At 61.2% G+C, this 21,965-nt stretch carries 23 protein-coding genes; 8 read left to right on the top strand and 15 right to left on the bottom strand.

The window, feature by feature from the left end; genetic code table 11:
* Nucleotides 1–91 precede the first annotated feature (91 nt).
* The 3 genes from metF to AB4P96_RS03990 all read left to right on the top strand — a co-directional run bounded on the left by metF (nucleotide 92) and on the right by AB4P96_RS03990 (nucleotide 3,972).
* Nucleotides 92–937 carry a methylenetetrahydrofolate reductase [NAD(P)H] gene (gene metF / locus AB4P96_RS04000; protein WP_017139413.1) on the top strand — a complete coding sequence of 282 codons (846 nt, stop codon included), beginning with the start codon at nucleotides 92–94 and terminating at the stop codon, nucleotides 935–937.
* Nucleotides 938–1,066: 129 nt separating this feature from the next.
* The gene (locus AB4P96_RS03995) at nucleotides 1,067–1,858 is read left to right on the top strand and encodes an ABC transporter substrate-binding protein (protein ID WP_017139414.1); all 792 of its coding nucleotides are present in this window, start codon (nucleotides 1,067–1,069) and stop codon (nucleotides 1,856–1,858) included.
* A 221-nt stretch (nucleotides 1,859–2,079) separates the two neighbouring features.
* Nucleotides 2,080–3,972 (top strand): DEAD/DEAH box helicase, encoded by a 1,893-nt coding sequence (locus AB4P96_RS03990; RefSeq protein WP_017139415.1) that lies wholly within the window; start codon nucleotides 2,080–2,082, stop codon nucleotides 3,970–3,972.
* 61 nt (nucleotides 3,973–4,033) lie between these two features.
* Here AB4P96_RS03990 and AB4P96_RS03985 read toward each other — a convergent pair whose 3' ends face one another.
* Nucleotides 4,034–4,408: a nuclear transport factor 2 family protein gene (locus tag AB4P96_RS03985; protein ID WP_056857726.1), complete on the bottom strand. Its 375-nt coding sequence runs from the start codon at nucleotides 4,406–4,408 to the stop codon at nucleotides 4,034–4,036.
* Nucleotides 4,409–4,535: 127 nt separating this feature from the next.
* Here AB4P96_RS03985 and AB4P96_RS03980 point away from each other — a divergent pair, with 127 nt between their 5' ends.
* Nucleotides 4,536–5,420, top strand: coding sequence for a LysR substrate-binding domain-containing protein (locus tag AB4P96_RS03980; RefSeq protein WP_017139417.1), 885 nt, complete (start codon nucleotides 4,536–4,538; stop codon nucleotides 5,418–5,420).
* Nucleotides 5,421–5,481: 61 nt separating this feature from the next.
* On the opposite strand, the gene AB4P96_RS03975 is transcribed toward AB4P96_RS03980, so the two are convergent.
* Together AB4P96_RS03975 and AB4P96_RS03970 are read right to left on the bottom strand one after the other, a co-directional pair.
* The gene (locus AB4P96_RS03975) at nucleotides 5,482–6,078 is read right to left on the bottom strand and encodes a YceI family protein (protein ID WP_026013867.1); all 597 of its coding nucleotides are present in this window, start codon (nucleotides 6,076–6,078) and stop codon (nucleotides 5,482–5,484) included.
* Nucleotides 6,079–6,110: 32 nt separating this feature from the next.
* Nucleotides 6,111–6,662, bottom strand: a complete 552-nt coding sequence (locus AB4P96_RS03970) for a cytochrome b (protein ID WP_099550355.1) — start codon at nucleotides 6,660–6,662, stop codon at nucleotides 6,111–6,113.
* Between the two features lie 273 nt (nucleotides 6,663–6,935).
* Between AB4P96_RS03970 and AB4P96_RS03965 the strand changes: the two genes are divergently transcribed.
* Both AB4P96_RS03965 and AB4P96_RS03960 read left to right on the top strand, forming a co-directional pair.
* Complete coding sequence (locus AB4P96_RS03965) at nucleotides 6,936–8,342, top strand: adenosylmethionine--8-amino-7-oxononanoate transaminase (RefSeq protein WP_395600523.1); 1,407 nt, start codon at nucleotides 6,936–6,938, stop codon at nucleotides 8,340–8,342.
* Nucleotides 8,343–8,426: 84 nt separating this feature from the next.
* Nucleotides 8,427–9,146: a 16S rRNA (uracil(1498)-N(3))-methyltransferase gene (locus AB4P96_RS03960; RefSeq protein ID WP_017139421.1), complete on the top strand. Its 720-nt coding sequence runs from the start codon at nucleotides 8,427–8,429 to the stop codon at nucleotides 9,144–9,146.
* A 131-nt stretch (nucleotides 9,147–9,277) separates the two neighbouring features.
* Here AB4P96_RS03960 and AB4P96_RS03955 read toward each other — a convergent pair whose 3' ends face one another.
* Nucleotides 9,278–10,180: a transporter substrate-binding domain-containing protein gene (locus tag AB4P96_RS03955; protein WP_395600522.1), complete on the bottom strand. Its 903-nt coding sequence runs from the start codon at nucleotides 10,178–10,180 to the stop codon at nucleotides 9,278–9,280.
* Between the two features lie 31 nt (nucleotides 10,181–10,211).
* Complete coding sequence (locus AB4P96_RS03950; protein WP_395600521.1) at nucleotides 10,212–11,453, bottom strand: D-amino acid dehydrogenase; 1,242 nt, start codon at nucleotides 11,451–11,453, stop codon at nucleotides 10,212–10,214.
* Between the two features lie 108 nt (nucleotides 11,454–11,561).
* Here AB4P96_RS03950 and AB4P96_RS03945 point away from each other — a divergent pair, with 108 nt between their 5' ends.
* Complete coding sequence (locus tag AB4P96_RS03945; protein WP_395600520.1) at nucleotides 11,562–12,464, top strand: LysR family transcriptional regulator; 903 nt, start codon at nucleotides 11,562–11,564, stop codon at nucleotides 12,462–12,464.
* Between the two features lie 90 nt (nucleotides 12,465–12,554).
* On the opposite strand, the gene AB4P96_RS03940 is transcribed toward AB4P96_RS03945, so the two are convergent.
* Entirely contained in the window at nucleotides 12,555–13,172 is a 618-nt protein-coding gene (locus AB4P96_RS03940) for a hemolysin III family protein (RefSeq protein WP_017139425.1), read from the bottom strand.
* Nucleotides 13,173–13,583: 411 nt separating this feature from the next.
* Between AB4P96_RS03940 and AB4P96_RS03935 the strand changes: the two genes are divergently transcribed.
* Nucleotides 13,584–14,498, top strand: a complete 915-nt coding sequence (locus AB4P96_RS03935; protein ID WP_017139426.1) for a LysR substrate-binding domain-containing protein — start codon at nucleotides 13,584–13,586, stop codon at nucleotides 14,496–14,498.
* A 137-nt stretch (nucleotides 14,499–14,635) separates the two neighbouring features.
* On the opposite strand, the gene madM is transcribed toward AB4P96_RS03935, so the two are convergent.
* The 9 genes from madM to mdcA form a co-directional block, all read right to left on the bottom strand.
* Complete coding sequence (gene madM, locus AB4P96_RS03930; protein WP_026013868.1) at nucleotides 14,636–15,400, bottom strand: malonate transporter subunit MadM; 765 nt, start codon at nucleotides 15,398–15,400, stop codon at nucleotides 14,636–14,638.
* 5 nt (nucleotides 15,401–15,405) lie between these two features.
* A complete protein-coding gene (madL, locus tag AB4P96_RS03925) occupies nucleotides 15,406–15,798 on the bottom strand; it encodes a malonate transporter subunit MadL (protein ID WP_017139428.1) in 393 nt (130 codons plus the stop codon).
* Nucleotides 15,799–15,865: 67 nt separating this feature from the next.
* Nucleotides 15,866–16,765, bottom strand: a complete 900-nt coding sequence (mdcH, locus tag AB4P96_RS03920; RefSeq protein WP_395600519.1) for a malonate decarboxylase subunit epsilon — start codon at nucleotides 16,763–16,765, stop codon at nucleotides 15,866–15,868.
* Nucleotides 16,762–17,358 carry a malonate decarboxylase holo-ACP synthase gene (locus tag AB4P96_RS03915; RefSeq protein WP_395600518.1) on the bottom strand — a complete coding sequence of 199 codons (597 nt, stop codon included), beginning with the start codon at nucleotides 17,356–17,358 and terminating at the stop codon, nucleotides 16,762–16,764. The genes mdcH and AB4P96_RS03915 overlap by 4 nt, the downstream gene beginning before the upstream one ends.
* A complete protein-coding gene (gene mdcE, locus AB4P96_RS03910; protein ID WP_395600517.1) occupies nucleotides 17,352–18,122 on the bottom strand; it encodes a biotin-independent malonate decarboxylase subunit gamma in 771 nt (256 codons plus the stop codon). The genes AB4P96_RS03915 and mdcE overlap by 7 nt, the downstream gene beginning before the upstream one ends.
* Nucleotides 18,119–18,961, bottom strand: a complete 843-nt coding sequence (locus AB4P96_RS03905; protein WP_017139432.1) for a biotin-independent malonate decarboxylase subunit beta — start codon at nucleotides 18,959–18,961, stop codon at nucleotides 18,119–18,121. Before AB4P96_RS03905 ends, mdcE begins: the two co-directional genes overlap by 4 nt.
* Nucleotides 18,954–19,253: a malonate decarboxylase subunit delta gene (locus tag AB4P96_RS03900; RefSeq protein WP_017139433.1), complete on the bottom strand. Its 300-nt coding sequence runs from the start codon at nucleotides 19,251–19,253 to the stop codon at nucleotides 18,954–18,956. The genes AB4P96_RS03905 and AB4P96_RS03900 overlap by 8 nt, the downstream gene beginning before the upstream one ends.
* Nucleotides 19,253–20,086, bottom strand: coding sequence for a triphosphoribosyl-dephospho-CoA synthase (locus AB4P96_RS03895; protein WP_395600516.1), 834 nt, complete (start codon nucleotides 20,084–20,086; stop codon nucleotides 19,253–19,255). The genes AB4P96_RS03900 and AB4P96_RS03895 overlap by 1 nt, the downstream gene beginning before the upstream one ends.
* On the bottom strand, nucleotides 20,087–21,757 hold the full coding sequence (mdcA, locus tag AB4P96_RS03890) for a malonate decarboxylase subunit alpha (RefSeq protein WP_169987560.1): 1,671 nt from the start codon (nucleotides 21,755–21,757) through the stop codon (nucleotides 20,087–20,089).
* Nucleotides 21,758–21,965: the final 208 nt, after the last annotated feature.

Genomic DNA, 21,965 nt, shown 5'->3' with positions numbered 1-21,965 from the left:
TTGACTGACACGCCGCATTCGCGAGCAAGCCCGCTCCCACATTAAATCGGTGCATGACTTGCGGTTTTATGAGTTTCCAAGGGTATCAACCATGTCCCAAGACCGTCGCTACAGCTTCGAGTTTTTCCCGACCAAGACCGATGCTGGGCATGAAAAACTGATGGCGACTGCCAAGCAGTTGGCCAGCTACAACCCCGACTTCTTCTCCTGCACCTACGGCGCCGGTGGCTCGACCCGTGACCGCACGATCAACACCGTGTTGCAGCTCGAAAGCGAAGTCAAAGTTCCCGCCGCTCCGCACTTGTCGTGCGTGGGCGACAGCAAGGCCGACCTGCGCAGCCTGCTGACCCAATACAAACAAGCCGGCATCAAGCGCATCGTCGCCCTGCGTGGCGACCTGCCGTCCGGCATGGGCATGGCCAGCGGCGAGCTGCGCTACGCCAATGACCTGGTGAGTTTCATCCGCGAAGAAAGCGGCGATCACTTCCATATCGAAGTGGCGGCTTACCCGGAGATGCACCCACAGGCGCGTAATTTCGAAGACGATTTGCAGAACTTCGTGCGCAAGGCCAATGCCGGCGCCGACAGTGCGATCACCCAGTACTTCTTCAACGCCGACAGCTACTTCTACTTTGTCGAGCGCGTACGGGCCATGGGTGTGAATATCCCTATCGTGCCGGGCATCATGCCGATCACCAACTACAGCAAGCTGGCGCGTTTCTCCGACGCCTGCGGTGCTGAAATCCCACGCTGGGTGCGCAAGCAACTGGAAGCTTATGGCGATGACGTCAAGAGCATCCAGGCGTTCGGCGAGCAGGTGATCACACAGATGTGTGAACAATTGCTGCAAGGTGGCGCACCAGGGTTGCACTTCTACACCCTGAACCAGACTGAACCCAGCCTGGCCATCTGGAACAACCTCAAGCTGCCACGCTAAGGCTTGTTTGGTAATGCCAAGGCCCTCGTTTATACGAGGGCCTTTTGCTTTTAATGCGCCACATCAACTTGCCCGCGAATGCGTGTGCCAGAGCTTCTCTTTAGCGCAGGAGCATCGTAACCTCAGGGGATGCCCGTCATTCTCAAGCTGTTGACCGCTGTGCTTTTTGCTTGCCTGAGCTTCACCGCTTACGGCGAGAAATTGCGCGTTGTCACCGAGCCTTGGGCACCTTATGTGTACGACGACAACGGCAGCATGCGCGGCCTGGATTACGAAACCACGATGATCGTGTTCCAACGCCTGGGGGTGGAGGTGGAGTGGCAATTCCTGCCCTGGAAACGTTGCCTGGCCATGCTGGACCAGGGCCACGCCGATGGCGCACTGGATATTTTCCACAGCCATGAGCGCGATGCTTTGCTGCTTTACCCCAGCGAACCGTTGTCGGCTGTCGAGTTCGTGCTGTTCTATGCCAACGACCGCCCTCATCCGGCCCAGACCCTGGATGACCTGCGCGGGCTGACGGTCGGCACGTCACCAGGCTATCTGTATGGCGAGGCCTTCAGCGAATCCAGCCTGTTCGACCGCGAGCCGGCGCCCAGCCATGAGGCCAACTTCGGCAAACTGTCGCTGGGCCGCATTGACCTGGTGATTACGGACCGTCGAGTCGGCCAGCATGTGATCAAGGCCATGGGCCTGGAAGGCAAGGTCAGCCAGGCGCCGCTGGTGGTCAGCCGCCAGCCGCAATTTTTAGCCGTGCGCCGTGGCGCCGGCATGGACCTGCTGGTGCAACGCTTCGCCGCCGAGCTCAAGCGCTTCAAGCAAGAGCCTGCCTACGCAGCCTTAAGCGCCAAATATGGCGGAATCCAAGCCAATACAGCCCCTGAACACACCGTTGAGCAGCAGGAAAGCGGCGCGCCGTGATTGCTCTGTTATACTCCGGCCTTTCCGCCAGGCTCACGCCCGGCCGCTGAGGTCTTGAAAAAGGCACCTAACCCAGCTACTGCGCAGCTTTCAGCCCGCGCGAGCCGGTGGAGTGCCCGCCAGACGCAGCAGGACCGGACGGGGTTGCGCTCCCCTAAGCGCCATTCACGCCCGGCAAGATTATCCCTTTGGGCCAAGCCCTAACTAAAACAGGATTACTCATGTCCTTTGCTTCCCTCGGTCTCTCCGAGGCTTTAGTCCGCGCCATCGAGGCAGCGGGCTATACCGAGCCTACTCCGGTGCAACAGCGGGCCATTCCCGCCGTGTTGCAAGGTCGCGACCTGATGGTTGCGGCGCAGACAGGTACTGGTAAAACCGGTGGTTTCGCCCTCCCGATTCTGGAGCGGTTGTTCCCCAACGGTCACCCGGACAAATCCCAGCGTCACGGCCCGCGCCAACCGCGCGTACTGGTCCTGACCCCAACCCGCGAACTCGCCGCCCAAGTGCACGACAGCTTCAAGCTGTACGCCCGCGACTTGAAGTTCGTCAGCGCCTGCATCTTCGGCGGCGTCGGCATGAACCCACAGGTTCAGGCCATGTCTCGTGGTGTTGACGTGCTGGTAGCCTGCCCGGGTCGTTTGCTCGACCTGTGCGGCCAAGGCAGCGTCGATTTGTCCCACGTGGAAATCCTCGTGCTGGATGAAGCCGACCGCATGCTCGACATGGGCTTTGTCCATGACGTGAAAAAGGTCCTCGCCCGCCTGCCGGCCAAACGTCAGAACCTGCTGTTCTCGGCAACGTTCTCCCAAGACATCACCGCCCTGGCCGGCAAGCTGCTGCACAACCCGGAACGCATCGAAGTCACGCCGCCGAACACCACGGTCGAGCGTATCGAGCAACGCGTATTCCGCCTGGCCGCCAGCCACAAGCGTTCCCTGCTGGCGCACCTGATCACCCACGGCGCGTGGGAGCAGGTGCTGGTGTTTACCCGCACCAAGCACGGCGCCAACCGCCTGGCCGAGTACCTGGACAAGCACGGCCTCACCGCCGTCGCCATTCACGGTAACAAGAGCCAGAACGCGCGCACCAAAGCGCTGGCCGATTTCAAGGCCGGCACTGTGCGCATCCTGGTCGCCACCGATATCGCCGCGCGCGGCCTGGATATCGACCAATTGCCACACGTGGTCAACTTCGAGCTGCCGAACGTCGATGAAGATTACGTGCACCGTATCGGCCGTACCGGCCGTGCCGGTCGTTCGGGCGAGGCCATTTCCCTGGTCGCTCCGGACGAAGAAAAGCTGCTGAAAAGCATCGAGCGCATGACCAAGCAGAAAATCGCCGACGGCGACCTGATGGGCTTCGACTCCAGCGCCGTGGAGGCCGAAAAGCCTGAAGCGCGCGAGCGTCCGGACGTGCGTAACCCACGCAACCCACGCGGTCCGAAGGGCGATGGCCCGAACGGCGGCGGTGGTGGCGGTGGCCGCCGCGACAAGGGCAAAGACAAAGGCGGCAAGGAAAAAGCGCCTACCAACGGCCGTGGCGAACGCCCAGCCCGTGAGCAGAAGCCCCGTGAAGGCACCCCGGCCCGCGAACAGCGCCAGCCGAGCCAGCCGCCACGTGCCGCTGCCGACCGCGCCCCGGACGAGTTCCTCGACGACGATGTGGATAACTTCGGTAACCGCGTTGACTACGTGCCTCAGGCCAAGCCGGCCCAGGGCCGTGGCCGCCGTCCAGGTGCCCCGGCACAAGGTGCGGGCGCAGGCACGGGTGCTCCACGTGGCGGCCAGCCACAGGGCGGTCGTCAAAATGGCCCGCGCAACAGCAGCGGCGGTACCACCGGTACGCCACCTGCCAAGCGCAACGGCCCGCGTAATGGCGCCCCCCGTGACGGCCAGGCCCGTCGTGAAGACTCGCGCAGCAACAACCGCCGTCCGGCTCGTGACGACCAGCCACGCTTGTCGGAACCCGCCGTGCAGAACCCGCGCGGTGGTCCGGCGCCGAAGATCATCCACAAGGAGTCGAAAGCGGATCGCTTCCCGACACCTGAGCAGCTGGATCAACTGCCAGGCCGCCCTCGTGGTGAAAAACCAGCGCTGCTGACCCGCAACCGCTGAGTTTTCGACGCTAACAAAAACGCCCCGATTAATCGGGGCGTTTTTGCATCCAGGCGTTAGCTTATTGATCAGCCACTTCACCGGCCTTATGAAAAAGCTTGGCAAAGATCATCCAGCGACCGTCAACTTTCATCAGGTTCAAATAATCAACCATCACGTTATTGAACAAGCGCAAGCGCACTTTGACGATGGCCATTTCCGGCGACATCACGTCAATCATCAATACCTCATCAAGCTGCGGAAAACCGCCTTCCTGCGGCGACTTTCGGCCTTGAACCATGGTCCGGTACTCATCGAACGGCCGCACGACCACGGTCGAGTTCTGTGCGCTGTATAACACGCAGCCACGATGAAAGACTTGATCGAACGTATTCAAATCCTGAGTTTGCAACACACTAAAGTAATCGTTCAGAAACGCTTGAATCTCATCAATCATGGCGCACAACTCCCGACAGTTTCAACACGGTGTTATTTGAATAAATAACTTGCCGCCATTATTGATAGCCCACTCATTTCACGTATAGCGGCTATTATTAGGCTTTTCTGTGAAAGGAATTCACACTTTGAAACTGCCTCCCCTTGCCGCGCTGCGTGCTTTCGAGGCCTTGGCCCGACTGGGCAAAGTGAACCTGGCCGCCCTCGAACTGCACGTGACCCACAGTGCCGTCAGCCATCAGATTCGCGCCCTTGAAGAGTACCTGGGCCTCGCTTTGGTCATGCGCAACAAGCGCACGCTGATGCTGACGGATGAAGGCCGCGTGTATGCCTACCAGATCAGGCAGGGGCTGGGCGAAATCGCCGGGATCACCGAAAAACTGATGGCAAAAACCAGGCACCCACAGCTGACCGCTTCGGTGCTGCCTTCCTACGCCATGCATTGGTTGTTGCCGCGCCTGCATGATTTCAGGGCGGCTCACCCCGAGCTGCACTTGCGGCTGGAGTCGAGCATGGAGTTCGCCAGCTTCGAGCAAGGCCCGCTTGATTGCGCGATTCGCTTCGGTCATGGCCAGTGGCCGGATGTGCATTGCGAAACGCTGATGGGTGACTCATTGCTGGTGGTCGCCGCGCGCGACTTCAACCACGGCGTGCTGCCGGACACGGCGCAAGCCGTCCTTGAGCAGCCATTGCTGCACGCCAGCGAGAGCTGGCCGATCTGGCTGGGCGCCGCAGGTATCGAGGGGCAACGTCCGCAAGCGCCGCTGGAGTTCACCGATTCCACGTTGATGCTCGAAGCCGTGCGGCTCGGGCACGGCGTCGCGCTGACACGCCGCTCGATTGCCCATGCACTGATTCAACGCGGGGAGCTGGTCCGGCTCACCGACATTGAACCGGCGCACACCTCACGCTATTACATAGTCTGGCCTGCGGGCAGCAAACCGTCGGCGCAGTTGACCTTGTTGCACACTTGGCTCAAGGGCCAAGTGACGATGTATCAAGAAAGCCTTTGAACAGCGCACAGCAAAACGCCGACCCTGAGGTCGGCGCTTGGCGTTTGAAACAGCGAAATAATTACTTCGCTTTCACACCTTCAAAAGTCACGTACAGCTCAACAGTGTTGGACGCTGGGCCCAGGTCCATCTGCTTGCCGAAGTCCTGACGGTTGAAGCTGGTAGTGCCTTCAAAGCCGGCACGGTAGCCGCCCCATGGATCCTTGCCTTCGCCCAGGAAAGTGGCTTTGACCACGATCGGCTTGGTCACGCCATGAAAGGTCAGGTCGCCAGTCACGTCGGCAGTAACTTGGCCTGCAGCATTTTTACCGGTGGTTTTGACACTGGTGGAGACGAACTTGGCATCGGCAAACTTGCCAACGTCCAGGAAGTCTTTGCTGGCAATGTGCTTGTCACGTTCGGCGTGGTTAGTGAACACGCTGGCGGTACGGACGTTGAACTCGATTTTGCTGTCTTCAGGCTTGGCGGCGTCAAAGCTGAACTTGCCGTCCAGATCCTTGAAAGTACCGGTGATGAAGCTATAGCCCAAGTGGCTGATCTTGAAGTCAACGAAGGCGTGCTGGCCTTCCTTGTCGACAACATAATCAGCGGCCATCGCCGAACCTGCGGACAGCAGTGCGGAACCGATTGCCAGAGCGGCGAGAGTCTTTTTCAACATGCTTTCTATTCCTTGTGAGTCGAGGTTGAACATCAGGCTTTGCGTCCCAGCATTCGTGTCAGGGTCGCATCACGATCGATAAAGTGGTGTTTAAACGCGGCCACGCCATGCAAACCGGCGAAGACCACCAACACCCAGGCCAGGTACAAATGCACCAAGCCGGCGTTGTCTGCCTGGTCCGGTAGCCCGGAAACCACAGCAGGAATCTCAAACAGGCCAAACACCGGGATACCGACACCGTCTGCGGTGGAAATCAGGTAACCGGCGATCATCACGGCAAACAGCCCGAGATACAGGAACGCGTGGCCAAACGCAGCGCCAATACGCGTCAAGCGGCTGTAGCTGGCCAAAGGTGGCGGTGGCGGGCTGACAATGCGCCAGACGATACGCACCAGCATGATGGCGAACAGCGTGATGCCAATGCTCTTGTGCAGGTCGGGCGCGTCTTTGCGCCAGGCGCTGTAGTAGTCGAGGCCGACCATCCACAGGCCCAGCGCGAACAAACCGAACACCACCAGGGCTACGCCCCAGTGCAAAACAATGCTGACCCAGCCATAACGGGCCGATGAATTACGTAGCTGCATGTCCCAAATCCCGTAAGAACTGTGCCCAAGACTAGCGATTTACCTATCGAATTAAAGCGGAAAATTTCGCTTTGAAATATCGAGAAATACGATCAAGAGAGTATGCACAGTACGTTAACAATGGATTAAGGACTATTCCTGATAAACGTGACAGATCGTCCTGCCTTTACTGCCAATTCATCCGTAATGGGTTGTGACGCCGCCTGGCATTGCATAGGCTTGCGCGATTGTTTCGCCTGCGCCGGGCGCAGGGCCGCTTCGAGGAGATAACCGATGGGCTTGAATAACCAGTGGATGCAACGCGACCTCGCGGTGCTGTGGCATCCCTGCACCCAGATGAAAGACCACCAGCAACTGCCGCTGATCCCGATCAAACGTGGCGAAGGCGTATGGCTGGAAGACTTCGAAGGCAAGCGCTACCTCGATGCCGTCAGTTCCTGGTGGGTCAATGTGTTCGGCCACGCCAACCCGCGCATCAACCAGCGCATCAAGGACCAGGTGGATCAGCTGGAACACGTGATCCTCGCCGGTTTCAGCCACCAGCCGGTGATCGAATTGTCCGAACGCCTGGTGGCGATGACGCCTGAAGGTTTGACCCGCTGCTTCTATGCCGACAACGGCTCGTCGTGCATCGAAGTCGCGCTGAAGATGAGCTTTCACTACTGGCTCAACCGTGGCCTGCCGAACAAGAAGCGCTTCGTCACCCTGACCAACAGCTACCACGGCGAAACTATTGCCGCGATGTCCGTGGGCGATGTGCCGTTGTTTACCGAAACCTATAAAGCCTTGCTGCTCGACACCATCAAGGTGCCAAGCCCGGATTGCTACCTGCGCCCCGAGGGCATGAGCTGGGAAGAACACTCACGCAACATGTTCCTGGCCATGGAACAGACCCTGGCCGAAAACCACGACAGCGTCGCCGCCGTGATCGTCGAGCCGCTGATCCAGGGCGCCGGCGGCATGCGCATGTACCACCCGGTGTACCTCAAGCTGCTGCGTGAAGCCTGCGACAAATATGGCGTGCACCTGATTCACGACGAAATCGCCGTCGGCTTCGGCCGCACCGGCAGCATGTTCGCTTGCGAGCAAGCCGGCATCCGCCCGGACTTTTTATGCTTGTCCAAAGCCCTCACCGGCGGTTACCTGCCATTGGCGGCGGTCGTCACCACCGACGATGTGTACGACGCCTTCTACGACGACTACCCGACGTTGCGCGCCTTCCTGCATTCCCACAGCTACACCGGCAACCCGCTGGCGTGCGCGGCGGCCTTGGCGACTTTGGATATTTTCGAAGAAGACAACGTCATCGAAAACAACAAGGCCCTGGCCCAGCGCATGGCCACCGCCACCGCGCACCTGGTGGACCACCCGCACGTGTCGGAAGTGCGCCAGACCGGCATGGTGCTGGCCATCGAGATGGTTCAGGACAAAGCCACCAAAACCGCCTACCCGTGGCAGGAACGCCGTGGCTTGAAGGTGTTCGAGCATGCCCTGGAGCGCGGTGCGCTGCTGCGGCCGCTGGGCAGCGTGGTGTATTTCCTGCCGCCGTATGTGATTACGCCGGAGCAGATCGACTTTTTGGCTGAAGTCGCCAGCGAAGGGATTGATATCGCCACCAACTGCACAGTCAGTGTTGCCGTGCCGAAAGACTTCCACCCAGGCTTTCGTGATCCCGGCTAGCCAATGATCGTTCCCACGCTCCGCGTGGGAATGCAGCCCTGGACGCTCCGCGTCCGCTCTGCACACCACTTCCAGAGAACAGAAATGAGACTGTCCCGCTTTTTCACCGACACCCCGCTCAGCATCGGCGACCATGAATTGCCCGAAGCCCAGGCGCATTACATCAGCCGCGTATTGCGCATGGGTGAAGGCGACGCCGTACAACTGTTCGACGGCTCCGGCCAGGAATTCCTCGGCACCTTGCTGGAAGTCGGGAAAAAACGCGTTACCGTGCAACTCACGGAACGCTTTGCGGGCCAGACCGAATCACCGCTGCACATCCACCTCGGCCAAGGCCTGTCCCGGGGCGAGCGCATGGATTGGGCGATCCAGAAAGCCACCGAATTGGGTGTGAATGAAATCACGCCGATTTTCAGCGACCGCTGCGAAGTACGCCTCAAGGACGAACGCGCCGACAAACGCCTGCTGCACTGGCGCCAAGTGGCGATCAGCGCCTGCGAGCAATGCGGGCGTTCGACAGTGCCGGTGATTCACCCGCCGCTGTTACTGGCCGACTGGTTGAAGCAAGCCGAGGCGGATTTGAAGCTGGTGCTGCACCCGGTGGCCGAGCCGATGGTCAGCCACGCCAAGCCATCGAGCCTGGCGTTCCTGATCGGGCCTGAAGGTGGGTTGACCGACGCAGAAGTCGCAACCGCCCAAGCTGCCGGCTTCCACGCCGCCCGCCTCGGCCCGCGGGTGCTGCGCACCGAAACCGCGCCAGTCGTGGCATTGAGCGTGGCCCAGCAACTCTGGGGCGACTTCTAACCTCGCCCGATCGTTCCCACGCTCTGCGTGGGAAAGCCTCCTGTGACGCTCTGCGTCACGACCTCAAATTGGGACGCAGAGCGTCCAAGGCTGCATTCCCACGCGGAGCGTGGGAACGATCATTGCGGCTATCACTCCACCGGGTCACTCACCGGCTTGGCAATAATCGCCTTCAACTCGCTGGTCATCGGAAACTCCAGGTTCAGGCCCTTGGGCGGAATCGGCTGTTCAAACCAACGCTGGTAAATCCCGTTGATCTCCCCGGAGCGGTACAGATCGGCGAGCGTTTCGTTGACCACCGCTAGAAACTGCGGGTCGTCCTTGCGCAGCATGCAGCTGTAGATCTCCCGCGACTGCTCCTTGCCCACCACCACCCAGTGGTGCGGGTCACGGGCCTTGGCGCGCTCACCGTAGAGCAACGCATCATCCATGTAGAACGCCACTGCGCGGCCGGTCTCGAGCATTTTGAACGCTTCGCCATGGTCCTTGGCGCTGATCACAAACATATTGGCTTTGTGGTCGGCGTTGTAGCGCTTGAGAAAGCGTTCATTGGTGGTGCCGGCCGTGGTCACCACATTCTTGCCCTTGAGGTCTTCAAAACCCTGGATGCCACTGTCCTTGGCGGTCAGCAGTTGGCCCTTCACATAGATAAACCCGTAGGAAAACGCCACCTGCTTCTGCCGCTCGGCCGTCACGCCAGTGGAGCCGCACTCCAGGTCGACGGTGCCGTTTTGCACCAGCGGAATACGGGTTTGGGAGGTCACCAGGTTGTATTTGACGCTGAGGTCCGCCAAACCGGTTTTCTGCTGGATGCGCTCAACGATCTTGCTCGCCAACTCCACCGAATAGCCCATGGGCTTGCCACTGTTGTCGCTCACGTAGGAAAACGGCACCGAGGCATCGCGATACCCCAAGGTGATCGACTTGGCATTCGCGATTTTGCTCAAGGTGCCGTCCAGCGGGGCTTCATTGGCCTGAACCTGTGCGCCAAACAACAGCCCCAGGGTGCAGCCGGTCAACAGGATTTTTTTCATTGTTATTCTCCGTTGCTGGTGATGAATCCAATTATGCAGCGCGGGGCGTGAGGCCCTGCATATCAATGGAAGGCGCGTGCTCGCTGATCAGTTCGGCCAGCAATTGCCCGCTGCCGCAGGCCAGGGTAAAACCCAGGGCACCGTGGCCCAGGTTCAACCACAGGTTTCGATAGGCGCTGGCGCCGATCAGCGGCACGCCGGTGGGCGTTGCCGGGCGCATGCCGGCCCATTCGACCGCGTGGGTGTAATCGCCGGCCGTTGGGAATGTCTCCATGGCCTGGCGTTTCATCAGCGCCAGACGCTTGGGCTCAAGGCCTGCATCAAAGCCGACGATATCCACCATGGCCGCGACCCGCAGTTGCTCGCCGATGCGCGCATACACGATCTTGCGGTCATAGTCGGTGACACTCACGTTCGGCGCCTGGTGATGCGCGCCAATCGGCACGTTCAGGCTGTAGCCCTTGAGCGGATACAGTGGCAATGACAACCCTGGCAAACCCAATTGCGCGCTGCGATGCCCGGCCGCCAGCACCAGTTGATCCACCGCCATCACCTCGTCACCCAACTCGATGGCCTGCACCGCGCCGTCGGCGTGGCGTATGCGAGTGACCTTGCGGCCCAGCAAAAACCTGCAGCGCCCCGAGGCTTCGAGCCGGGCCGCCAGCCGTTGGCAGAAGGCGTGACAGTCAGCCACCTCCTCGTTCGGCGTGTAGATGCCACCGAGAAAGTCGGCGCCCATTAACGCTGGCTCCAAGTGCGCACAATCGGCCACGGACAACACTTGCTGCTGCACGTTATTGCTGACCTTGCTGCGCGCATGCTCAAAGGAGGCGGCGTTACGAAACGTCACCAGTTTGCCGTTGCGGCGCCAATCGAAGCCCTCCAGGCGATCGCCTTCGCGCCATTGCTCCAGCGTGGCCTGGCTCAAGGACGCCAGGCGCAGCAGGTGCGCGGCATTGCGCGTGTTCACCGAGCCACGGCAGGCGCCGATAAAGGCTGCCATCCAGCGCCATTGCTGCGGGTCGAGACGCGGGCGCAGCTTCAGCGGCGAATCACCGCGCAGCAACCAGCCGATGGCTTGCAGCGGCACACCTTTGTCGGCCAACGGCGCGACATAGCGGTAGGACAGTTGCCCGCCATTGGCGAAACTGGTCTCGCTGCCGAGGCTGTCCCGCGTGTCGATCACTGTCACCTCATGGCCTGCACGCACCAGGGCATAGGTGCTTGCCAAGCCAATAACGCCACCACCGATGATGCAAACCCGCTTGGCCATTGCCGCCACCCGCTATTGAATTGACTGGCACCAAGCCTAGGGCCAGGTGACAGGTCGCCGACAATGAATAAAGATGGGTCATCTATAAACAAAGGTTATGGACTTGCCATGCGCCTGCGTCATATCGAAATCTTCCAGGCCATCCGCCAGACCGGCTCCGTCAGCGCCGCCGCGCAGCTGTTGCACGTCTCGCAACCGGCGGTGACCAAGGTGCTGCAGCACGCCGAGTTGCAGTTGGGCTTTGCGCTGTTTTTACGGGTGCGCGGCAAACTGCAGCCCACACCGGAAGCGCTGGCGCTGGAAAGCGAAGTCGAGAAAGTCACCGAAAGCCTGCAAGGCGTGCGGCGCCTGGCCAAGAGCCTGCGCCGTGAGCCGGGCCAAAGTGTGCGTATTGGTGCGATTCCGGCACTGGCCCTGTCGCTGCTGCCGCCGGCGATTCTGGAATGGAAGCGCGACTACCCGGACATTGCCTGTGAGCTGTCCAGCGACCACAGCCGCGAGCTGGTGCAGAAGCTGTTGATGCGTGAGATTGACCTGGCGCTGACGCTGAACTTCTCCGGCCATCCTGGGCTGACCACGCAAGTGCTGGCCAATGGCGTGTTGGTGGCGTTGGCGTCCAAGGGTTATTGGTCGGATGCCGAGCTGAGCAAGCCCCTGCCGTTGGCGGACCTGGCGGGTGCGCCGTTGATTGGCCTGTCGAGTGCCGACCCGTTGGCCGCCAAGCTCGACAGCTACCTGGAAAACGTCGACCCACCGCCACGGGTGAGCATTGCCGTACAGACCTATTCCCTGGCCCGGGCGATGGTGGAGTCAGGTGCCGGGTTGACGGTGATCGACCCGTTTACCGCCCTCGGCGCGTCAACGGCGACCACCTGCATTCGCCCGCTCACGCCGCCGTTGCCGATCACGCTGTACGCCCTGACCCGCGCGAATGAGCCGCCGCCGCATATGTTGGCGAACCTGTTGGACATTTTCGGCAACCGAGCGCGAGAGCTGCTGGAACGCTTGTAATGTGGGAGCTGGCTTGCCTGCGATAGCGGTATTGAATGTGCCGACGCTATCGCAGGCAAGCCAGCTCCCACACAAGCCAGCTCCCACAGGTCAGAGCACGTAGTGCATGATCGCCACAAAGTGCAGCAAACTGCCGCCGATCACAAACAAATGCCAGATCCCATGGGAATGCCGCAGGCGATCCTCCAGGGCAAAAAAGATGATGCCGACGGTGTACAACACCCCGCCCGACGCCAGCCAGATAAACCCCGCCGTGCCCAGCGCGGCAATCAGTGGCTTGACCGCCACCAGCACAATCCAGCCCATCACCGCGTAGATCACAATCGACAGAATCCGCGCCTCAGACCTTGGCTTGATCTCCTGCAAAATGCCGATCACCGCCAGCCCCCACACGATTCCAAACAGCGTCCAGCCCCACGGCCCGCGCAGCGTCACCAGGCAAAAGGGGGTGTAGCTGCCGGCAATCAGCAGGTAGATCGAAAAGTGATCAACCTTCTGCATGATCTCTTTTCGCCGCCCCTGCACGCTGTGGTACACGGTGGACGCGCTGTACAGCACCAGCAGGGTAAAACCATAAATCGCCACGCTGACGATCTTCCAGGGGCTGCCGTCCAGGCTCGCCACCACCAACATCCACACTGCGCCGACAAACGCGGCGACCGCCCCGGCCAAATGGCTCCAGGCGTTGAATCGTTCCCCGTGATACATGTGTCACTCACCTCGAATAACCGTTACCACATGGTTGTGCCAGGACCATTCTGACGCTACCGGCACTGTTACAGGTAACACGCATTTCTGCCTTTGCCCAACGACCCCGTGCCGATGGATCACTCACTGAGTCCTGTGGGAGCTGGCTTGCCTGCGATAGCGGTGTGTCAGCCCATCATTCAATAATTGACAGACCTCATCGCAGGCAAGCCAGCTCCCACATACGGCAATCTCCATGGCCCGGCCCCAATATCGCCACCTGCATGGCTTGCCGGGTGCGATTGTGACCGTGCGCGGGCTGTACCTGTTCCCTTCGGTACACCCGCCTGGTGCTGGGCCTGTGCAGCGCATCGCTGGGAGTGAACGGGTTTTAGGGGCACAATCGACAGCATTCGAACCCGAGCCACGGCCATGCTGATCGACGAAGAATTCACCCTCAAGAAACTGGAAATCTTCCTGGCGTTCATGCGCACCGGCAACCTGGCCCGCGCCGCTGCCGAGCTGCAAACCAGCAACGTCAGCGTGCACCGCGCTATTCACTCGCTGGAAAATGCGCTGCGCTGCCCGTTGTTCAAACACGAAGGGCGCAACCTCACGCCGCTGGAAAGTGCCTACGTGCTCGAAGAACGCGCGCAGAAACTGGTCGCCGATGTGGTCGACAGCGTGCGCCTGACCCGCGAAGCCGCCGGGTTTTCCGCCGAGCGCTTCAAGCTGGGCTCGCTGTATTCGCTGACGGTCAAAACCGTGCCGCAATTGATCATGGGCCTTAAAATCAGGCGCAGCGAACTCAATATCGACCTGATCCTGGGTTCCAACTTTGACTTGCTCTACAAACTCAAGAACATGGAAGTCGACGCGATCCTCATCTCCCTCGATGACCACGCCAACGACCCCGACTGCGAACAGATCGCGCTGTTTTCCGACGACATCTTCCTCGCCACTCCAGCCGATTCACCCTTCGACCGTGAGCAGCAAATCGACTTGGCGGATGTGCGCGACGCTACTTTCATTACCCTCACCCAAGGCTTCGCCACCCATCAGGACGGCAATCGGGTGTTCAAGCAGGCGGGCTTTGAGCCGAAGGTGGCGATGCAGGTGAACGACATTTTCACGCTGCTGAGCATGGTCAGTTCAGGCGTGGGTTATGCGTTGCTGCCAGGGCGGATTGCAGCGGTGTATGAGAACCGCGTGAAGCTCATACCGCTGCAACCGCGGTATCGGTTGCAGCAGCATATTGGCGTGGTGTTTTTGAAGGCCAAGGAGCGTGATCCGAACTTGCTGGCGTTGCTGGCGGAGTGTCGGATGTATGCCAACCGCCAAACCTGACACCGATCGTTCCCACGCTCTGCGTGGGAATGCAGCCCTGGACGCTCCGCGTCTGCTCTTAAAGGCGTGACGCGGAGCGTCACATGAGGCATTCCCACGCGGAGCGTGGGAACGATCATTGATGAGGCCGGCTCAGGTCAGCCCACCAACCCGCGCATCAGCAAAAACAGCAACGACGGTCCCAGCAGACAGCCCAGCGCCGTGTAAAACGCCGCCGTTAGGCAACCATATGGCACCAGCTTCGGATCGGTCGCTGCCAAACCACCGGCCACGCCGCTGGACGTGCCCATCAGTCCGCCGAAAATCACCGCACTGCGTGGGTTATTCAGCCCGATCAACGGCGCTACAAACGGCGTCATCACCATCACCAGAATGGCCTTGATCAACCCGGCGGCAATCGACAGCGCCATGACCTCGGAGCTGGCACCAATCGCCGCGCCCGTCACCGGGCCAACGATGTAGGTCACGGCGCCCGCGCCAATAGTGGTGAGGCTTACGGCATCGGTATAACCAAACGCCAGCGCCACTCCAACGCCAGCCACGAACGAGGAACCCACGCCGACAAACAGCGCCAGCACGCCCACATAACCGGCGCGCTTGAGTTCGTCCACACTCACGCCAAACGCCGTGGCAACAATGGCAAAGTCCCGCAGCATCGCGCCGCCCAGCAAGCCGATGCCCGACAGCAACGGAATATCCACAACACCCTTGGCGCCGCCGGTAAACGCGCCGCCCACATACGACAGCACCAGCCCGAGCAAAATGGCGATGGCCGAACCGTGCAGCCGGCCTTTGGTGAAGGTGTCGGAGATCCAATAGGACACCCACATGGTCAAGCCGATCACGGCAAAACCACTGATCAGGCCGTAGCCGGTGATCACTTTCATCATGGATTCGTACATGGCGATCACCCGGCTTCTTTAGTGGGAACAACCGCAACAGGCTTGCGGTTGCCGATGCGCACTAACACCGGTACCAGGGCAAAACCCAGCACTACAGCGAGCGTGCCGGCCAGAATCGCCATCGGCCCGCCCTTGATTGCGCCGTACACGTTTTGTTGGGCCGCCATCGCTACCACAATAGGGATATACACCGCCGCCCAGAAGCTCACGCCCTGCTCCGACTTGCCGGTAAACAGCCCACGTTTACTGAGGTAACTGCCCAGGCCGATCAACAGCAACATGGCGATACCCACCCCGCCGACGTTGGCCGGAATACCCATCCACTTGCCCAGCAACTCACCGATAAACAGGCCGATCAACGTACACAGCGCCAGAAACGCCACACCGTAAATAATCATTGTTGTTGTCCTCGAAGTGCTTCATCGAAATTGTTGTTTTTGTGCTTCGAAAGCCTTGGGTGGTGCTTTATCGGTGGCGGCGCTCCTCCTCTTGCAGCAGGGCCTGCAAGGTGTCCAGGCGTGCGCCTTCATAGGCGATTACGCTGCCTTGCTCGAAGACACGGAGGGACAGGCCAGTGAGTACCGCGCCAGGCGGCAATTCGATTTGCAGGCGCACACCACGCTCGTAGGCGCTTTGCACGGTGCCGCGCCAGTCGACGATGCGGCACATGTTGAAAGCCAGGTCGTCGCGCAGTTGCTCGGGGTTGTGGATCGGCCGCGCGCGGGTGCTGCTCAGGTAGGTAATGCGCGGCGCCTTGAGCGTTACAAACGCCTGCGCCAATGCCTCGGCGGGTTCGTTCAGCAGCACGCAATGGGATGGCACGCTCACGGCCAGGCGCTTGGCCACGCCGTTGCCTTTGATGCGTTGCGCGACACGCTGCATGGCTTCGTCACTGCCGGCGATGACGGTCTGGTTGTCGGCGTTGATGTTGGCCAGGTACACCGGGGTTTGCGGGCTGTGGATTTCAGCCAGCAGCGTTTCGACTGTGGATAACTGCGGGCCGATGATCGCGGTCATGCCAAAGCCTTGTGGATAAGCGTTTTGCATCAGTTCGCCGCGCAGGCTCACCAGCTTTACCGCGTCAGCAAACTCCAGCGCACCAGCGATGACGGCTGCCGGGTAGGCGCCGATGGACAGGCCCGCCACGTAATCAGGCGTGCGTTGCAATTGGCGGGCGTGGGCCACACCGGTGATCAACAGGCAGAGTTGCACGGCGCGAGTGTTGGCCAGGGCTTGGACTGAATCGAGCTGGCTTACGTCTTCGCCCAATGCATCACTGGCTTCTTCCAGGACGTGAGCAGGCAACGCTTGAAGCATGCCCGCGCGTTGGGCACCCTGCCCCGGAAATACCAGAAGGCTGCTCATGCCACGGCCTGCCAAGGGTCAAGTACCAGGTGCGCGCCGTGGGTTGTTTTAAGCAGCACCCGGCGTGATTCGCCAGCCCATTCACGCAAGGCGACAGCGCCAAACGGGGTTTGCAGTTGCAGGTCGACAGCGCATTCGGCCGAGTCCAACAACGCCAACAGATTGCGTGCGGCATTGCGCTCAAATGGCTCGGGTGTGCACAGCATCAAATCCAGATCGCTTTGGGCATGCAGTGCTTCAATGCCGCTGGCCAGCTCAAAGCCCGCGCTGCCGGTGACGCCCCAGTCCTGCTGCGCCAGCACTGGGCGCAGTTGATCAAGCGCGCGCAATGCCGGTAGATCCCGCGACGAGACCACACCGCGCAAATCTTGCGGCGTCACGCGTCGTTGCACTGCCACAAGGGGCATCAGCGCCGCAAAGCGCTGCTCACGCAAGCGCCCGCGCACACCCACAGCCACGTCACCCGGCTCGACCGTGGCGCGACGCACCACCACCGGGTGACCGGCGCTGATCACCTCCAGCACCCAGGCCGGCGCGTCAGCGGGCAGATGCGCCGGGGTCATGCCCCAGAGCAAGTCGTGGGCGTTCACCATTGCTCCCGCAGCAGTTGGCGTACGTGGCTTGAGGCGGCGCGATTGCTCGCACCGAGGCGCCCTTTCAGATCCGGGCTGTGGATATCTTCAATGGCGTGCAGCAGGCAATCGCTGACCCGCGTCACGTCGTCCGCGGTGGGCTGTTCAATCTGGCTGACCGACAGGGTTTCCCAGAGCAAACCCAGGCTGGCATAGCTGTCAATGTCATAGGCCATGGGCGGCACGCTGGCGGCCAGGGCCTCGAGTTCTTCAACACTGCGCAAGGTCACCCGCGCCGCCGAGGCCTTGCCCATTGCGTGCACCATCACGCCAGGGTCACGCAGGGCGATCATGCGGTTAGCCTGATAACCGTGAGCAAGGAATGCACCGGACATGGCTTTGCCCACCAGCAGCGCAATCACCGGGTGCCCGGCCAAGCGAGCACGGGCATAGCTGTCGGCGGCGGCGGCCAGGGCCTGATGGATGCCGAGGGCTTCTTCGCGACGGCCGTAGGCTTGGCTGGGTACATCGACGATAGCGATGATGGGGCGTTTGTCGCCCTTCTCGATGGCTTCGTCGACAGCCTTGGCAAGACCCCAGCCCTCCAGTAAACCGACTTCGCCGTTGCGCGCACGCGGGAAACGATTTTGCGCATCGGTGACCACGGCAATAAAGCGCACGGCCTGTTCACCCACTACGCCGTCTGCAACCTTCAATGAGTCGGGCAACCCTTCGACAGGCGTTGCGCCGACGCTCAATGCGTTGAACCACTGCAAGCCTCTCATGGACGTTCTCCTTGATACAGGTCGCGCACCGTCGCGGGGTCTATTTGCGGCGTTGCGTCCAGTTCAGTGAGGCGCGCCAGGTAGAAATCGATCTGACGGCTACGCTGTTGCTCGGGCAAACCCTGTTGCAGCAAGGCGCTGACGGTCTGTTGGATCTGCGCCACATCGTCGGCCACATAACGGTCGGCCAGGCCGCTGTTAAAACGCTGCTCGCCGCCGGTAAGGCTCCAGATAAACGGCCGGTCGCGGGAGTCGTACTCTTCCAGCCCCGCTTCCTGCTCGATCACTTGTGGGCCATTCAAGCCCAGGCGTGCTTCGCGGGTGACCACCAGATAACTGCACAACCCGGCGGCGATGGACATGCCACCAAAACAACCAACACTACCCGCCACCACGCCGACTACCGGCTGGTACTGGCGCAGGTCGACAATCGCCGCATGGATATCGGCAATCGCAGCCAAACCGAGGTTGGCTTCCTGCAAGCGCACGCCGCCGGTTTCCAGCAGCAGCACGGCACGGGTCGGAACACCGTTGCGGTTGTCTTCAGCCGCCAGTTCGAGGGCACCGGCGATTTTTGCGCCGCCCACTTCACCGAGGCTGCCGCCCTGGAAATTGCCTTCAATGGCAGCAATCACCACCGGCAACCCGGCGATGCTGCCTTTAGCGATCACCACGCCGTCATCCGCTTGCGGCACCACGCCTTGGCGGCTGAGCCAGGGCGACATCACGCGTTGGAACGGGTCGATCAGTTCGCGGTAAGTGCCGCTGTCCAGCAACGCCTTGGCTCGCTGCCGCGCACCGAGTTCGACGAAGCTGTGCTTGTTGAGTAAATCAGTCATGGCCGATCTCCTCGAAACCCTGTTCCAGGCGCAAACGCACCACGCCGGGGGTGGCGCCGAAGTCGTGAATATCAATCTTCAAAGCCGGTGGCGTCTGCTCCTGGAAGATCCGTTCGAACAGATGCTGCCAGCGTTGCTCGGCGCCATTCACCGAAGTCTGCACTTGAATGGTCAGCGTGCCGGGCGTGCCCGGTTCCAGCAACACTTCCAGGTCGCCGGAGCCGACGCAACCCACCAGCGCACGGCCTTTGGGCGGCTGCCCGGCGGGGAATTCAAAGGATAAGGTTTCCATCACAACGCTCCGTCGAGGCGGTCGATAAACAGGCAGGCGGCCAACAGGTCGGCGGCGCCGCCGGGGGAGGCATTCAGGGCCAGGAGTTGCTGGTCAAGGTCGTGCAGTTGGCGGCGCCCGGCGAGGCTTGCGCTACCGCCAGCGTCCAGCACCGCCTGGGCGCCGCGTTGCATGGCGCGCAGGCCTTCGGTGCCGGCTCGGTAGAGCACGCAGGTGTCGGCCAGGTCGGTCATGATCGCGAGCAAGGCGTCCAGGCGCGCATTCTGTTCACCGGCGTTTTGCCGGCGGCTTTTGTGCAACTGCGGCAGGCCGCGTTGCACCACGGCAGGGAAGCCCAATTGCGCTTCTTCACGGGCACCGCGTGCGCCGTAGCGTTGCGCGACTTGCGCGCCATGGCTCAGCGGTTGCGGGGCGAAACGGTCGTTGAGCAAGGCCAGTTTGGCGGCGGTGAGCGTGACGGCGCGTGGCTCCAGAGCCGCTGCGGCAGTGAGCAAACCGAGGGCCCAGATCGCGCCGCGATGGGTATTCACGCCTTGGGTGGTGTCGAGCATGGCTTGCTCACCTTCGCGCCCGATACGCCCGAGGGCTTCGCGCAAGGGCAAACCCACTTCACCGAACTCAAGCGCCGCTTCGGCCATTTCCTTGAACATCGGCCACAACGACAGCGCCGAGGCGTGCATCAGGCCCAGGTGCAAATCGCTATGGGCGCCATTGCCGCGACGGTCTACCAATGCGGGTTTGGGTGACAGGTCAGCCTCATCAATCAAGGCATCCACAGCCATATCCGCCAGGCGATCGGCGAGGCTCAGTTCATGCAGTTTGAGGGCGCGCATTTACCAGCTCCTGAACTTGGCGGGCGGGTTATACAGGCCACCGGACCAGTCCACCAGGTCGGCCACGCTCTTCGCTGCCAACAGCTCGCGGGTGGCGTCGGTGCGGCGAATCCCCAAGTCTTCGGGCAAGGCGATCAAGCCTTCGCGGCGCATGCGCGCAGTGTCCTTGGGGTTGTGGCGCATGCCGATGGCGGTGACGCCTGCAACGGCGGCGATCATCGCCTGGCGCTCCTCAAGCGAGCGCGCCTTATACAGATAGGCGATGCCTTCTTCGGTGAGCAGGTGAGTGACGTCGTCGCCGTAGATCATGATCGGCGCCAGCGGCATGCCGCTTTTGCGCGCGACTTCCACGGCGTCGAGGGTTTCGACGAAGGTGGGTTTGCCGCCTTCCTGGAAGGTCTCGACCATTTGCACCACGAGCTTTTTGCCGCGTTCCAGCAAGGCCTCCGGCGCGTCGTCGTGGCGCATATCGAGCCAGGCCGGCGTACCGTGACGGCGGCCGCGTGGGTCGTGGCCCATATTCGGCGCACCACCAAAACCGGCAAGACGGCCACGGGTCACGGTGCTGGAATGCCCGTCGCCATCCACTTGCAGCGTGGCGCCGATAAACAGGTCCACCGCGTATTGGCCGGCCAGTTGGCAGAACATCCGGTTGGAGCGCATCGAGCCGTCGCGGCCGGTGAAGAACACATCCGGGCGGGCGGCGATGTAGTTCTCCATGCCCAGTTCGGTGCCGAAGCAATGCACGCTTTCCACCCAGCCGCTTTCAATCGCGGGGATCAGGGTTGGGTGCGGGTTGAGGGTCCAGTTGCGGCAGATTTTGCCCTTGAGGCCCAGGGACTCGCCGTAGGTCGGCAGGATCAACTCAATGGCGGCGGTGTTGAAACCAATGCCGTGGTTGAGCGACTGCACATTGTGTTTTTCGTAGATGCCACGGATCGCCATCATCGCCATCAGCACATGCACCGGCTTGATATGACGCGGGTCGCGGGTAAACAGCGGTTCGATGTAGAACGGCTTGTCGGCCACCACCACAAAATCCACCCAGCTCGCCGGGATGTCGACGCGGGGCAAGTCAGTGACGTCGTCGACCAACTGGTTGACCTGCACGATGACGATGCCATCGCTGAACGCAGCGGGTTCGATCAGCGCCGGAGTGTCTTCGGTACTGGCGCCGGTGTAGATATTGCCGGCGCGGTCGGCCATGAAACCGGCCGAAAGCACCACGTTGGGGATCAGGTCAACCACCAGCCGTGCGTAGAGTTCGATGTAGGTGTGGATCGCGCCGATTTCCAGCAGGCCATCTTCGAGCAACTGGCTGATGCGCAGGGACTGGGTGCCGGCAAAAGAGAAATCCAGCTTGCGCGCGATGCCCTTTTCAAACAGGTCCAGGTGCTCGGAACGGCCGACACTGGGCATGATCATGTGCAAATCGTGGAGCTTGGTCGGGTCGGCCTTGGCCAGTGAGCGCGAGAGAAAATCGGCTTGCTTCTGGTTATTGCCCTCCAGCACCACCCGGTCGCCGGGGAGGATCAGCGCTTCCAGCGCTTCGACGATTTTGTCACTGGGCAACACCGCCCCGTCTGCGTACTGCTTGACCAGCCCGAGCCGCCGCTGCTTCTCGTCGCGCCGCCGCGTCCAGCGCGAATCGGGGGTGATGGTTGTTGTCATGGTCGCTCCACGGGGTTTGCTGTCGTGGGCTGTACCTTAGGAGTGAATGTGGGGGGCATCAATCAAGCCCGGCGGTGGATCGTTACGGTTGGAGTAACGGAACATCAGTGAATGCTGGATTCAAGCCAAATGAAAATCAAAGGTGGGAGCTGGCTTGCCTGCGATGGCGGTGGGTCAGCTGTGAAGGTGTCGACTGACAGTCCGCTAT

Origin of the sequence: Pseudomonas sp. B19125 (assembly GCF_044218855.1) — a bacterium.
In the GTDB taxonomy this organism is placed as follows: domain Bacteria; phylum Pseudomonadota; class Gammaproteobacteria; order Pseudomonadales; family Pseudomonadaceae; genus Aquipseudomonas; species Aquipseudomonas edaphica.
The sequence above is the reverse complement of the archived record's forward strand: the minus strand, read 5'-3'. Positions and strand labels throughout refer to the sequence as shown.

Coding starts and splice junctions, on each gene's coding strand:
- AB4P96_RS03900 (WP_017139433.1), bottom strand. CDS start 19,253: ATGGAAACCTTATCCTTTGAATTCCCCGCCGGGCAGCCGCCCAAAGGC.
- AB4P96_RS03975 (WP_026013867.1), bottom strand. CDS start 6,078: ATGTTGAAAAAGACTCTCGCCGCTCTGGCAATCGGTTCCGCACTGCTG.
- mdcH (WP_395600519.1), bottom strand. CDS start 16,765: ATGAGCAGCCTTCTGGTATTTCCGGGGCAGGGTGCCCAACGCGCGGGC.
- AB4P96_RS03940 (WP_017139425.1), bottom strand. CDS start 13,172: ATGTATCACGGGGAACGATTCAACGCCTGGAGCCATTTGGCCGGGGCG.
- madM (WP_026013868.1), bottom strand. CDS start 15,400: ATGTACGAATCCATGATGAAAGTGATCACCGGCTACGGCCTGATCAGT.
- madL (WP_017139428.1), bottom strand. CDS start 15,798: ATGATTATTTACGGTGTGGCGTTTCTGGCGCTGTGTACGTTGATCGGC.
- AB4P96_RS03945 (WP_395600520.1), top strand. CDS start 11,562: ATGCGCCTGCGTCATATCGAAATCTTCCAGGCCATCCGCCAGACCGGC.
- AB4P96_RS03935 (WP_017139426.1), top strand. CDS start 13,584: ATGCTGATCGACGAAGAATTCACCCTCAAGAAACTGGAAATCTTCCTG.
- metF (WP_017139413.1), top strand. CDS start 92: ATGTCCCAAGACCGTCGCTACAGCTTCGAGTTTTTCCCGACCAAGACC.
- AB4P96_RS03950 (WP_395600521.1), bottom strand. CDS start 11,453: ATGGCCAAGCGGGTTTGCATCATCGGTGGTGGCGTTATTGGCTTGGCA.
- AB4P96_RS03960 (WP_017139421.1), top strand. CDS start 8,427: ATGAGACTGTCCCGCTTTTTCACCGACACCCCGCTCAGCATCGGCGAC.
- mdcA (WP_169987560.1), bottom strand. CDS start 21,757: ATGACAACAACCATCACCCCCGATTCGCGCTGGACGCGGCGGCGCGAC.
- AB4P96_RS03965 (WP_395600523.1), top strand. CDS start 6,936: ATGGGCTTGAATAACCAGTGGATGCAACGCGACCTCGCGGTGCTGTGG.
- AB4P96_RS03995 (WP_017139414.1), top strand. CDS start 1,067: ATGCCCGTCATTCTCAAGCTGTTGACCGCTGTGCTTTTTGCTTGCCTG.
- AB4P96_RS03955 (WP_395600522.1), bottom strand. CDS start 10,180: ATGAAAAAAATCCTGTTGACCGGCTGCACCCTGGGGCTGTTGTTTGGC.
- AB4P96_RS03895 (WP_395600516.1), bottom strand. CDS start 20,086: ATGCGCGCCCTCAAACTGCATGAACTGAGCCTCGCCGATCGCCTGGCG.
- AB4P96_RS03985 (WP_056857726.1), bottom strand. CDS start 4,408: ATGATTGATGAGATTCAAGCGTTTCTGAACGATTACTTTAGTGTGTTG.
- AB4P96_RS03970 (WP_099550355.1), bottom strand. CDS start 6,662: ATGCAGCTACGTAATTCATCGGCCCGTTATGGCTGGGTCAGCATTGTT.
- AB4P96_RS03905 (WP_017139432.1), bottom strand. CDS start 18,961: ATGACTGATTTACTCAACAAGCACAGCTTCGTCGAACTCGGTGCGCGG.
- AB4P96_RS03990 (WP_017139415.1), top strand. CDS start 2,080: ATGTCCTTTGCTTCCCTCGGTCTCTCCGAGGCTTTAGTCCGCGCCATC.
- AB4P96_RS03915 (WP_395600518.1), bottom strand. CDS start 17,358: ATGGTGAACGCCCACGACTTGCTCTGGGGCATGACCCCGGCGCATCTG.
- mdcE (WP_395600517.1), bottom strand. CDS start 18,122: ATGAGAGGCTTGCAGTGGTTCAACGCATTGAGCGTCGGCGCAACGCCT.